This is a genomic window from Sphingomonas elodea ATCC 31461 (assembly GCF_000226955.1).
Lineage (GTDB): Bacteria > Pseudomonadota > Alphaproteobacteria > Sphingomonadales > Sphingomonadaceae > Sphingomonas > Sphingomonas elodea.
The window spans coordinates 1-10571 of record NZ_AGFU01000079.1 but is presented as its reverse complement, the minus strand read 5'-3'; the positions used below and the strand labels follow the sequence as shown (position 1 = coordinate 10571).

The window sequence follows — 10571 nt, the reverse complement described above, 5'->3', positions numbered from 1 at the left end:
ACCGCCCCGACTGGGGCATGGCGGTTTCGTGACGAAGAATCGCGCCCGCCCCTCCTCCCCCCGCCGCTCCTCCACCACCGCGCGCAAGCCCTGGTGGCGCCGGCTGATCGTGCTGGGGATCCAGTTCGTTCTCGGCTTCGTGCTGCTGTCGCTGTTGATGGTGACGGTCTATCGCTTCGTGCCGCCGCCGATCACCTGGACGATGCTCGGCGATGTGGTCGCCGGCCACGGCGCGACCAAGGACTGGATGCCGCTGCGCCAGATCGACCCGAGCATGGCGCGCGCGGTGATCGCCGCCGAGGATGCGCGCTTCTGCCAGCATAATGGCTTCGACTTCGCGGCGATCGAGAAGGCGTATCAGCGCAACGCGCAGGGCAATCACAAGATTCGCGGCGGCTCGACGATCAGCCAGCAGACCGCCAAGAACGTGTTCCTCTGGCAGGGCGGCGGCTATTTCCGGAAGGGCCTGGAAGCCTGGTTCACCGTGCTGATCGAGAATGTCTGGGGCAAAAGGCGGATCATGGAGGTGTACCTCAACGTCGCCGAGACCGGCATCGGCACCTACGGCGTCAACGCCGGGGCGATGCGCTACTTCCACCACGACGCATCGCGGCTCTCGGACCGCGAGGCCGCGCTGATCGCCGCGGTGCTGCCGCTGCCCAAGAAGCGTGCGGCGATCGACCCGCGCGGCTTCACCCGAAAATACGGCAACAAGATCAACGCGCGGATCAACGTGGTCGCGGGCAACGGGCTGGATCGCTGCCTGAGGTAGCCGCGCCTATTGACTGGCATCCCGGTTAACGGTCATCCCGGCGAAAGCCGGGATGACGGCCTTTGCTTGGTGCCCCCTGTCTCAGAACGGGAGCTTGAAGCCCGGCGGCAGCGGCAGGCCGCTGGTCATCTTGCTCATCGCCTCCGATGAGGCGTTGTCCGCCTTCAGCCGCGCATCGTTGAACGCGGCGACCAGCAGGTCCTCCAGCATCGTCTTTTCGGCGACGTTCACCAGCGAATCGTCGATCGCAATGCCGATGATGCGCCCCTTGGCGCTGGCCTTCACCTTCACCAGCCCGCCGCCCGAAACGCCCTCGACCTCGACCGAATCGAGGCTCGCCTGCGCCTTGGTCAGTTCGGCCTGCACATTCTGCGCCATGGCCATGATGTCTTCGAGACTCTTCATCCGTCACTCCCGGTCTTGGTCCAGCCGATCAGCTCGGCATCTGGAAAAGCTTGTATCGCGGCGGCAACGATCGGCGAGGCGAGCACCGCCTCGCGCTCGGCCGCTTGCCGGGCCGCCTGTTCCTCGCGCAGCGTCATTGCCGTGGCGCCGTCGACGAGGGTAATCTTCCAATGCACGCCGGTGCTGTCCTTGAGCGCACCGCCCAACTCGCGCACGAAATCCTGCGGCAGCGGCCGCGCCGCGCCGAAATCGATCTCGCTGCCTTCGAACCGCACCGGTCGCATGTAATCGCGCACGAACATCGCGAGCTGGAGCCGGCGATGCTCTTCCAGATGCTCGGCGAGCTCGGCGAGGTTGGTCGGCAGCACCGGCCCGCTTTCCTGCACCGTGGCGGGTGCAGGCGCGGTCGACATCGCAGCCGCGGCGGCCGGCGCACCAGCAGGCACCGCAATGCTGCCGCTCAGGATCTGCTTCGCCAGATCGCCCGGATCGGGGAGCTGGGCCGCATGGATCACGCGCAGCAGCGCCATCTCGGTCGCCTCGATCGGAAGCGCTGCCTTGGCGACCTCGTCATGCCCGCGCAGCAGAAGCTGCCACAGCCGGTGGAGCGCCGGGAAGGACAGTCGGCTCGCCCAGCCCTCCATCGCTTCGCGCTCCTCGGTCGACTGGCCCGAGAGGCGGTGCGTGCCGAGCTTGACCAACGTCACGCCGTGCACCGTCTCGAGCAGCGCGCGCAGCACCGCCAGCGGATCGACGCCCAGGTCATATTGCGCCCGCAGGCCCGCCAGCGCCTGCTGCGCCTGGCCTTCGACCAGCATACCGAACAGCGCCCGGTTCGCGCCGCGATCGGACAGGCCGAGCATCTGGCGCACGGCCTCCGCCTTCACCCCCTCGCCTTCCAGCCCGGCATGCGCAATCGCCTGGTCGAGGATCGAGAGGCCGTCGCGCGCCGATCCTTCGGCCGCGCGGGCGACCAGCGCCAGCGCCTCGGGCTCCGCCTCGACATGTTCCGCTTCGCACACCCGCGCGAAATGCTCGGCGAGCAGTTCGGCCGGGATGCGGCGCAGGTCGAAGCGCTGGCAGCGCGACAGCACCGTCACCGGCACCTTGTTGACCTCGGTGGTGGCGAACAGGAACTTCACATGCCCCGGCGGCTCCTCCAGCGTCTTCAGAAGCGCGTTGAACGCGTTCTTCGACAGCATGTGGACTTCGTCGATGATGTAGATCTTGTAGCGCGCAGAAACCGCGGCATAGCGCGACGCCTCGATGATCTCGCGCACGTCGTCGACACCGGTATGGCTGGCGGCGTCCATCTCGATCACGTCGATATGGCGCCCCTCGGCGATCGCACGGCAGGGTTCGCAGACGCCGCAGGGGTCGATCGTGGGACCACCCTGCCCATCCGGACCGATGCAGTTGAGCGCCTTGGCGATCAGGCGGGCGGTAGAGGTCTTGCCCACCCCGCGCACGCCGGTCAGCAGGAAGGCGTGCGCCAGCCGGTCGCGCCGAATCGCGTTGCCCAGCGTGGTGACCATCGCATCCTGCCCGATCAGCGCGCTGAACGTCTGCGGCCGGTATTTGCGGGCGAGCACGCGGTACGCTTCGCCGCGCTGGGGCTGCGGGGGTTCGTCGAGGCCAAGCAGGGAATCGGACATCACGATCCTATCTAGGGACCCGCGCGACATTTGTCGAAGCGCGCGGCGCGATGGCCTGTGGATAGCGATGTTGGGTGATGGGTGGGAGCCGGAACGACCCGGGACGAAATCGTTACGGCTGCTTCCTTCCGGACCTGACCGGGTTGGCGACGATCCCGTCCGCCCGACTCCCGCGGCGCATATGGGCGAAGCCGGCGTGCGGCGCAAGAGCCTGTGTGCGTTAGCGGATCAGTTCCGCGATACGGGCGAGGATGCAGCCTACCAGCGCGCCCAATCCTGCCAGCGCGAGCATCGTGGCGATGCAGGGTCCGAACCCGGTCTGATGGTCATCGAAGCGGTCGAGTCGCATAAAAGGCTCCACGCGACAGGAACTGTCACGCGGAGGCTCTCACAAAAATCCGTAGGCTTCCTCAACGGCGCATCACGGAAAATGGTTATCGATCACCGCTCGCGGCTGAGGTCGTCCACTTCACCCATGATGGTGTCGAGCGCGGTGCGCCCGTCCTCGTTGAGCGAGGTCGAACGACGCGAGGGCAACTGCCCTTCCGACATCAGCGCCTCCAGCGCGACGCGCCCACGGGCGACGCGGCTTTTGATCGTGCCCACCGCCACCTGGCAGATTTCGGCGGCTTCCTCATAGGCAAAGCCGCCCGCCCCGACCAGGATCAGCGCCTCGCGCTGCGGCTGCGGCAGGTGGAGCAGCGCGCGCTGCATGTCTGCCAGTTCGACATGGCGGTCCTGGCTCGCCGGTGCCGCAAGCAGGCGGTCGGCGACCAGATCGTCCCATTCGCCCTTGAACCGCGCGCGGCGCATCTGGCTCAGATACAGATTGCGCAGGATGATGAAGGTCCAGGCGCGCATGTTGGTGCCGGCCTGGAAGCGCTTGCGCGCCGCCCAGGCCTTGAGCAGCGTTTCCTGCACCAGGTCGTCCGCGAGGTCGCGGCTGCCCGAGAGCGACCGACCGAAGGCGCGAAGATGCGGAATCACCTGGGCGAGCTGCGTCTTGAACTCGGGGTCCGAGAGCGAGACATGTTCCACCGGCGCGGCGGTCGTGCCCGGCTCCTCATGATCCGTGTGGGTGGCTTCCGTCGTCATGCATTCCCGATCAGTTGCGCGCAGGGCGTCATTCGTTGCGAAGCTGGGGTCCACGGGGGCTATTACAAGCATTGCCTCGTGAAACATACCAATCAAACCAAGAGGATGATGGCGAAAATCACGATTACCAGCACCAGGCCGATACCCAGCACGTAGCGGGTTACGCCGGGGGTCGTGCCCGCTCGGGCACGATCCTTGCTGATGGAGGCGGGTTCATCATTCTCAGCCATGCTGCTTAAACACGCGAGAACCGTTTTAGGTCCGTACCATATGGAACCCGCCTCGATTTACGTCAGGCCGGAACGGTCGCCTCGTCGAAGAACAGCGCCTGGCTGATCGTCGCCTTCACCGTTTCGCGCTGGAACGGCTTGGTGATCAGGAAGGTCGGCTCAGGGCGCTCGCCGGTGAGCAGACGTTCCGGAAAGGCGGTGATGAAGATCACCGGCACCGCGAACTCGGCGAGGATGTCCTTCACCGCGTCGATGCCCGAGCTGTCGTCGGCGAGCTGGATGTCCGCCAGCACCAGGCCCGGGCGGTCTTCCATGGCCAGTGCCACGGCCTCGTCGCGCGTGACGGCGACGCCGGTAACGTCATGGCCCAGGTCGCGAACGATCTGCTCGAGATCCATTGCGATCAGCGGCTCGTCCTCGATGATCATCACGCGGGTGCGGGTCTGGCGCTCGATCTCGCCAACGGCCTCGGTCACCAGTTCGGATACGCGGCCCGGCTCCTCGCCGATCAGATAGGCGGCGTCCTCCGGCGGGAAGCCCTCGACGGTGGTGAGCAATAGCGCCTGGCGCGACAGCGGCGTCAGCCGCGCAAGCCGCTTGCGAGCAATCGATTCGGCGTCGGTGCCCTGCTCGACCGCGTCGATGCTGTCGTCCCACTGGCTCGACTGCCAAATGACCTGAAACGTGCGATACAGGCCCAGGCGCGCATCCACGTCGCGCGGGAACTGGTCCGGCGCCTCGACGATCGCTTCCAGGGCGGCGCGGACATAGCGGTCGCCTTCGGCCTGGTTGCCGGTGAGCGCACGGGCATAGCGCCGCAGGAGCGGAAGGTGCGGCGCGAGTTGCTGACCAAGCGACATGAGCTGTTGTTTCTCCATCAGGTTCGGGAGCCGTTGTCGCTCCCGACGGGCCTTGTTTCAATCGATTCCGTCACCCGAAGAAGCCCCTCCCCGGATTTCGCATCGAACGTGGAACAATCGAGGCGCTCTTTGGTTTCATCGTCCGGACTGCGTGAATGGCTGCCGCGGCGCCGGGTGCTTGCACTCGGCGTCGTTCGCGGTATTCGCGGTATCGGTCACATCGTTCATTTGGTCCGGGTGCCCGGACGATCCGGGCCCTTAGGGGGGAATTGGTGCATTCCGCTAAAGATGATCACGCCAAGCAGCCGCCGGCGCAGGGCAGCGGAGACAAGCCGCGACCCAGCGCCGATGTCGGCGATGCATTGCGCCGCGCATATGACGAGACGCTGAACGAATCCGTGCCGGACGACCTTCTCGACCTGTTGAAGAAGCTGGATTAAACGACTCAGCGCATGAACGGTCTGGATTCCCCTACCCGCGGCCGAGGCCTCTCGGCAGCGCTGGGACGGTTGCCCACCGGCGCGAAAGTATTCCTCATCCTGGTCGGCGCGCTGCTGCCGCTGGCGCTCATTGCGCTGTTTACCACCCTGCAGACTACGCGCAGCGCCGATGACGAGGCGCGCGAACGCCTCACCGTCACCGCGCAGGAAAGCGCGGGCAACCTCGAGAACCTGCTGGCCAACCATATCGCCCAGCTTGGCGAGGCGCTGTCGGCCCTGTCCCGCGACCCGCAGGATGCACCCAGCTGCACCCGGCTTGCCGGTACCTATGCCGCCGAATCAAGATCCCGGTTCGTCGTGCGCGACGGGCGCGGCCGCGTGCTCTGCGGCCGCCCCTTCGAGCAGGCCGGCATGGTCCAGACGCAAGCCGGCGATGTCGCCGCTCGCATCGTGCCCGGCGGCCTGGTGCTGCGGATCGGCGGGGCAGGCGGCAGCGCGGCTACCGCCTATTATCCGCACGACCTGCTCGCGGGCCTCGCCCGGCCGAGCGGCTTCGTCCCCGAATATGGCGCCGCGCTGATCGGCCATGGCGACCGGCTGACGCTGCGTGCGCTGAAGGACGGCGGCCCGCTGGATCGCGGCAAGAGCCTGCGCAGCAACCTGGGTGTGGACGATCTCGCGCTCGAGACGACGATACCGGGTGCCCCGATCACCTCGCCGCTGGTCATCGCCACCGTGCTGCTGGTGCTGATGTGGATCGCCGCCGCCGGGATCAGCTGGTTCGTCGTCGACATCCTGCTGATTCGCCCGCTGCGCCGGCTGCGCAGCAGCGTCGCCCATTACCAGCCCGGCGACGTGATCGACACCGCCCGGCTTGGCCCCATCCCCGCGCAGGAAATCCGCGAACTCGGCGACACGTTCAGCGATATCAGCCGCACCGTGCAGGCGCACGAGGCCGACCTTGCCAAGGGACTGGTGCAGCAGACCAAGCTCACCCGCGAAGTGCATCACCGGGTGAAGAACAACCTTCAGGTGATCTCCAGCCTGATCAACTTCCATGCCCGAGCCGCCAAGGGACAGGAGGCGGCCGATGCCTATGCGTCGATCCAGCGCCGCGTCGATGCGCTCGCCGTCGTCCACCGGCACCACTATGCCGAGATGGAGGAAAATCGCGGGCTGGAGCTCCGCTCGGTGATCGGCGAACTGGCGGCCAACCTGCGCGCCACCGCACCCGCCCAGGCCAAGGGTATCGGCATCACCCTCGAGGTCGAATCGCTGCTCGTGACTCAGGACGTGGCGATCGCGATCGCGTTTCTGCTGACCGAGATGGTCGAGCTGGCGATCACCTGCAACGAGGCGGCGCAGGTCCGCATCTCGATCCGGGCGCCTGAAAATGCGGAGCGCGCAGTGCTGCGCGTCTCCTCGCCGGCACTGGTCAGCAATCCCACCTTCGAATCGCTGGTCGAGAAGCGCTATGGCCGCGTGCTGCAGGGCCTCGCACGGCAGCTGCGCACCCAGCTCCACCACGATCCGCTGGTCGGTGCCTATGAGACAAGCATCGCGTTCAACGGTCGCCCCTGAGCGCGCCTGGCAAAAAGTTCGGTTTGCCGGGAACCCGATGCGGCGGGCGGCGTTCTGATCTTCGGATAGTGACCTTTTGCCCCCCCGCTCTCGCTATCCACGACATGGGCCCGGAAGCGTCTACCCCTCCCCCCCCCGGTGGCGCTTCCGGGCCTACTACGTTCCAGCACATCGACAGCTTCACCGCAGCGCAGCCGCGACACGGCGCGCCGCAGGAACGATTCGCGCGGCGCGGCATTGAACCAGCGTCCCGAAAACGGGAAAATCTGGAGATGTTCGATGCGTAAACTGCTCGCCTGTGCCGCCATTGCCGGCACCCTGCTGATCGCCGCCTGCAACACCGTGGAGGGCGCCGGCAAGGACGTAGCTTCGGCCGGCGACACCGTCGCCAACGCGGCTGCCAAGTCGAAGTAAGCCATTCAGCGCGCCCCTGCCGCAATCGCGGCGGGGGCGTCGCTCATTCGGCGGTCTGCGCCTCTGCTTCCGCCTCGGCCGTGCGCTCCCGACGCCGGCGGGTGAAATAGATCGCCACCAGCGACAGGAAATACAGGCCGACCAGCGGGCCAGCCAGCAGCAGCTGCGAGCCGACATCCGGCGGCGTCAGCACCGCGGCAATCGCAACCGAGGCGACGATGGCATAACGCCAGGCGCCCTTCAGCTGCTCATAAGTGACGATGCCCGCATGTTCGAGCAGCATCAGCAGCACCGGCAGCAGGAACGAGATCCCGAAGCCGAAGATGAACTGCATGATGAACTTGAGGTAGCTGTTCACGTCCGGCAGCGCTTCCTGCTGCACACCCGCCAGATTGCCCTGGAAGCCCAGCAGGAACTTCAGCGCCACCGGGATCGCCACGAAATAGGCCATCGCCGCGCCCGCGGTGAACAGCACCGGCGTCGCCAGCAGGAACGGCAGCAGCGCCTGCTTTTCGCGGCGGTACAGCCCGGGTGCCACGAACTTCCACAGCTGGTTGGCGATCACGGGGAAGGCGATCATCAGGCCGGCGAAGAACGCGACCTTCACTTCCACGAGGAAGCCCCCGAAAATCTCGGTATTGATGATCCGCACCTGCCCGGCCGTCTTCAGCGGCGCGACCAGAAACCCCAGGATGCCGCGCGCGAAGTACAGGCAGCCGCCAAATGCCGCGATCAGCGACAGGATCGACCAGATCAGCCGGCGGCGCAGCTCGATCAGGTGGTCGAGCAGCGGGGCCTGGGTGTCGTCGATCTCGCTCACGGATGCACTTCGCTGGTCGGGGGAACGGGTTTGGGTTCGTTTGCGGCGAGCTCGGCCGCGACCGGCTTGGGCGCGGAAACCTCGACCGGGGCCGGATCGGGCCGAAGGTCGGGCTGTGGCGTCATCACCGGGGCGTCGTCGCCGTGGAGCGCAGGATCGTGCGGCTGATGTTCGATGGCGGCCAGCGCGGCCGGTGCGTCGGGCGCCGCGAGCGGCTGCGGCGGATATTGCCGCATGATCCGCTCATTCTCCGCCGCCCACTGCTTTTCCAGCTCGGCGAGTTCGGCCTCTCGGACCATCGAATCGATGCCCGAGCGGAACTGGCGGGCGACGCCGCGCGCCTTGCCCACCCACTTGCCGACGAAATGCATCGCCCGCGGCAGGTCCTTCGGGCCGATGAACACCAGGGCTACGATGGCCACGAGCAGAAACTCGCTGGGCGCGATATCGAACATTCTTTCGGCGTATCCACTCGCACGGCATGCGCCGGCGTATCCGGCGCACTGCGATCAACATCCGGGCGCCCCGGGAAGGGCGTCCCGGCAGGGCTCAGCGATGCTCCTCGCGGGCACGCTCGGCTTCGGGGGTATAGCCCGGCTCCGGCGCGGCCTTGCCCTCGATGCGGGTCGGCGGCGTCGGCGTATCGTCCTCGGCCATGCCCTTCTTGAAGCTCTTGATGCCCTTGGCGACGTCGCCCATCATGTTGGAGAAGCGGCCACCGCCCAGCAGCAGGATGGCGATGATGCCGACGACCAGCCAGTGCATCAGGCTGAAGCTACCCATGAGAATTCTCCTTGATATCCGGACCTATCTAAGGCCCGCAGCCCCCTACGGCAACGGTTGATCCTCCGGCACGCGAGGAAGCCGAACGAATTGAAGGCGCCGTCCCTATTCCTCGTCCATGACAGTTTCGCTATCGGCCGCGGCCTCGGCCGCATCCAGTTGCTCCAGGGCGAGATCGACCGGATCGAGCAGCCCCGCCGCCTTGAGGTCCTCGATCCCCGGCAGGTCGCGGCGGCTGGCGAGCCCGAAATGGCTGAGAAAGCCCGGCGTGGTCGCATACATCAGCGGGCGCCCCGGCACTTCGCGCCGCCCGGCGGGGCGGACCCAGCCCGCCTCCATCAGCACGTCGATCGTGCCCTTGGAGATCTGCACGCCGCGGATCGCCTCGATCTCGGCGCGGGTGACCGGCTCATGATAGGCGATGATGGCCAGCGTCTCGATGCCCGCGCGGCTCAGCTTGCGGCTGTCCTCGCGGTCGCGGCGGAGCAGATGGGCGAGATCGGCGGCCGTCTGGAAGTGCCAGCGATCGCCGCGGCGGACCAGTTCGATGCCGCGCCCGGCGTAGAAGTCGCCCAGCGCCGCAAGGGCGGCGCGCACGTCCACGTCCGGCCCGACATAGGCGCGAATCTCGTCGATGCTGAGCGGCGTCTCGGAAGCGAACAGCACCGCCTCCACGGCGCGCAGCGGATCGCCGACATCGATCACAGCGGGATCGCCTTGAGATAGAGCGGCGCGAACGGCGCCTCCTGGCGGATCTCCAGTCGCCCCTGGCGCGCCAGCTCCAGCGCCGCGACGAACGAGGAGGCGAGCGCCGAGCGGCGATAGAGATCGCTGACGCCATCGGGCAGGAAGCTCTCGATCACCGACCAGTCGATGCGCGTGCCGAGTTGGGTGGAGAGCCGCTCCAGCGCCGCCTCCAGCGTCATCACGTCGCGGTGGGCGACGACGTGCATCACCGGCCGGGTGCGCGCGCTGATCCTACCATAGGCGGCGATCAGATCGAAGATTTCCACTTCCCACTTGGCCTGGCGCTGGACGCGCAGGCCCTCCGGGCTCCCGCGCGGGAACACGTCGCGCCCCATCCGGTCGCGCGCGACCAGCCGGGCGCCCGCCTCGCGCATCGCGCTCAGCCGTTCGAGGCGGAGTTGCAGGCGCAGCGCCAGTTCCTCGGGGCTCGGGCTTTCGGCGGGGTTGCGCGGCAGCAGCAGCGCGGATTTGAGGTAGGCGAGCCACGCCGCCATCACGAGATAATCAGCGGCCAGCTCCAGCCGCAGTTCGCGGGCGGCATGGACATAGGCGAGATATTGCTCGACCAGCTCCAGGATCGAAATCTGGCGCAGATCCACCTTCTGCGTGCGGGCGAGCGCCAGCAGCAGGTCGAGCGGGCCTTCCCAGCCCTCCACCTCGATCTTCAGGATGTCGTCGCCCCCGTCCACCGGCTGGTCATAGGAGGGGGGAGCGGACCGAGCAACAATAAGCCCCTCCCCTTCAGGCGCATCAGGTCGGCGCTGCCCCC

15 protein-coding genes and 1 other RNA gene are annotated in these 10571 nt (G+C 67.1%); 4 read left to right on the top strand and 12 right to left on the bottom strand.

The features are described from left to right. Positions 1-103: 103 nt before the first annotated feature. Complete coding sequence (mtgA, locus tag KK7_RS0117935; RefSeq protein WP_040599120.1) at positions 104-772, top strand: monofunctional biosynthetic peptidoglycan transglycosylase; 669 nt, start codon at positions 104-106, stop codon at positions 770-772. Positions 773-853: 81 nt separating this feature from the next. Here mtgA and KK7_RS0117930 read toward each other — a convergent pair whose 3' ends face one another. From KK7_RS0117930 to KK7_RS0117905, 7 genes are all read right to left on the bottom strand, one after another. Beyond that, the gene (locus KK7_RS0117930) at positions 854-1177 is read right to left on the bottom strand and encodes a YbaB/EbfC family nucleoid-associated protein (RefSeq protein WP_010546021.1); all 324 of its coding nucleotides are present in this window, start codon (positions 1175-1177) and stop codon (positions 854-856) included. After that, positions 1174-2832 (bottom strand): DNA polymerase III subunit gamma/tau, encoded by a 1659-nt coding sequence (locus tag KK7_RS0117925; protein WP_010546020.1) that lies wholly within the window; start codon positions 2830-2832, stop codon positions 1174-1176. The genes KK7_RS0117930 and KK7_RS0117925 overlap by 4 nt, the downstream gene beginning before the upstream one ends. Before the next feature lie 77 nt (positions 2833-2909). Next, positions 2910-3007: signal recognition particle sRNA small type (gene ffs / locus KK7_RS22095), an RNA gene on the bottom strand. Positions 3008-3052: 45 nt separating this feature from the next. Continuing rightward, positions 3053-3181: a hypothetical protein gene (locus KK7_RS23645; protein WP_272941581.1), complete on the bottom strand. Its 129-nt coding sequence runs from the start codon at positions 3179-3181 to the stop codon at positions 3053-3055. 92 nt (positions 3182-3273) lie between these two features. Beyond that, positions 3274-3927 carry a sigma-70 family RNA polymerase sigma factor gene (locus KK7_RS0117915; protein ID WP_010546019.1) on the bottom strand — a complete coding sequence of 218 codons (654 nt, stop codon included), beginning with the start codon at positions 3925-3927 and terminating at the stop codon, positions 3274-3276. A 92-nt stretch (positions 3928-4019) separates the two neighbouring features. Then, positions 4020-4157: a hypothetical protein gene (locus tag KK7_RS23200; RefSeq protein ID WP_193378034.1), complete on the bottom strand. Its 138-nt coding sequence runs from the start codon at positions 4155-4157 to the stop codon at positions 4020-4022. 62 nt (positions 4158-4219) lie between these two features. Beyond that, a complete protein-coding gene (locus tag KK7_RS0117905) occupies positions 4220-5017 on the bottom strand; it encodes a response regulator (RefSeq protein WP_010546018.1) in 798 nt (265 codons plus the stop codon). Between the two features lie 272 nt (positions 5018-5289). On the opposite strand from KK7_RS0117905, the gene KK7_RS23525 reads away from it, so the two are divergent. The 3 genes from KK7_RS23525 to KK7_RS0117890 all read left to right on the top strand — a co-directional run bounded on the left by KK7_RS23525 (position 5290) and on the right by KK7_RS0117890 (position 7452). After that, complete coding sequence (locus tag KK7_RS23525; protein WP_237709253.1) at positions 5290-5457, top strand: NepR family anti-sigma factor; 168 nt, start codon at positions 5290-5292, stop codon at positions 5455-5457. A 12-nt stretch (positions 5458-5469) separates the two neighbouring features. After that, complete coding sequence (locus tag KK7_RS0117895) at positions 5470-7038, top strand: sensor histidine kinase (RefSeq protein ID WP_051121408.1); 1569 nt, start codon at positions 5470-5472, stop codon at positions 7036-7038. A gap of 279 nt (positions 7039-7317) precedes the next feature. Further along, positions 7318-7452 (top strand): entericidin A/B family lipoprotein, encoded by a 135-nt coding sequence (locus KK7_RS0117890; protein ID WP_010546016.1) that lies wholly within the window; start codon positions 7318-7320, stop codon positions 7450-7452. A gap of 43 nt (positions 7453-7495) precedes the next feature. On the opposite strand, the gene tatC is transcribed toward KK7_RS0117890, so the two are convergent. From tatC to KK7_RS0117865, 5 genes are all read right to left on the bottom strand, one after another. Then, on the bottom strand, positions 7496-8272 hold the full coding sequence (gene tatC, locus KK7_RS0117885) for a twin-arginine translocase subunit TatC (RefSeq protein ID WP_010546015.1): 777 nt from the start codon (positions 8270-8272) through the stop codon (positions 7496-7498). Next, positions 8269-8727, bottom strand: a complete 459-nt coding sequence (gene tatB / locus KK7_RS0117880; RefSeq protein WP_010546014.1) for a Sec-independent protein translocase protein TatB — start codon at positions 8725-8727, stop codon at positions 8269-8271. Before tatB ends, tatC begins: the two co-directional genes overlap by 4 nt. Before the next feature lie 94 nt (positions 8728-8821). Next, on the bottom strand, positions 8822-9055 hold the full coding sequence (locus tag KK7_RS0117875; protein ID WP_010546013.1) for a twin-arginine translocase TatA/TatE family subunit: 234 nt from the start codon (positions 9053-9055) through the stop codon (positions 8822-8824). A 105-nt stretch (positions 9056-9160) separates the two neighbouring features. Then, positions 9161-9757, bottom strand: coding sequence for an SMC-Scp complex subunit ScpB (scpB, locus tag KK7_RS21145; RefSeq protein ID WP_040599114.1), 597 nt, complete (start codon positions 9755-9757; stop codon positions 9161-9163). After that, positions 9757-10491 carry a segregation and condensation protein A gene (locus KK7_RS0117865; protein WP_010546011.1) on the bottom strand — a complete coding sequence of 245 codons (735 nt, stop codon included), beginning with the start codon at positions 10489-10491 and terminating at the stop codon, positions 9757-9759. The genes scpB and KK7_RS0117865 overlap by 1 nt, the downstream gene beginning before the upstream one ends. Between the last annotated feature and the right edge of the window lie 80 nt (positions 10492-10571).

Excerpts from the sequence above, each read along its gene's own strand:
- KK7_RS0117925 (WP_010546020.1), bottom strand. The coding sequence starts at position 2,832 with ATGTCCGATTCCCTGCTTGGCCTCGACGAACCCCCGCAGCCCCAGCGC.
- KK7_RS0117895 (WP_051121408.1), top strand. The coding sequence starts at position 5,470 with ATGAACGGTCTGGATTCCCCTACCCGCGGCCGAGGCCTCTCGGCAGCG.
- KK7_RS23645 (WP_272941581.1), bottom strand. The coding sequence starts at position 3,181 with ATGCGACTCGACCGCTTCGATGACCATCAGACCGGGTTCGGACCCTGC.
- KK7_RS23200 (WP_193378034.1), bottom strand. The coding sequence starts at position 4,157 with ATGGCTGAGAATGATGAACCCGCCTCCATCAGCAAGGATCGTGCCCGA.
- tatB (WP_010546014.1), bottom strand. The coding sequence starts at position 8,727 with ATGTTCGATATCGCGCCCAGCGAGTTTCTGCTCGTGGCCATCGTAGCC.
- KK7_RS0117905 (WP_010546018.1), bottom strand. The coding sequence starts at position 5,017 with ATGTCGCTTGGTCAGCAACTCGCGCCGCACCTTCCGCTCCTGCGGCGC.
- KK7_RS0117915 (WP_010546019.1), bottom strand. The coding sequence starts at position 3,927 with ATGACGACGGAAGCCACCCACACGGATCATGAGGAGCCGGGCACGACC.
- KK7_RS0117890 (WP_010546016.1), top strand. The coding sequence starts at position 7,318 with ATGCGTAAACTGCTCGCCTGTGCCGCCATTGCCGGCACCCTGCTGATC.
- KK7_RS0117875 (WP_010546013.1), bottom strand. The coding sequence starts at position 9,055 with ATGGGTAGCTTCAGCCTGATGCACTGGCTGGTCGTCGGCATCATCGCC.
- KK7_RS0117930 (WP_010546021.1), bottom strand. The coding sequence starts at position 1,177 with ATGAAGAGTCTCGAAGACATCATGGCCATGGCGCAGAATGTGCAGGCC.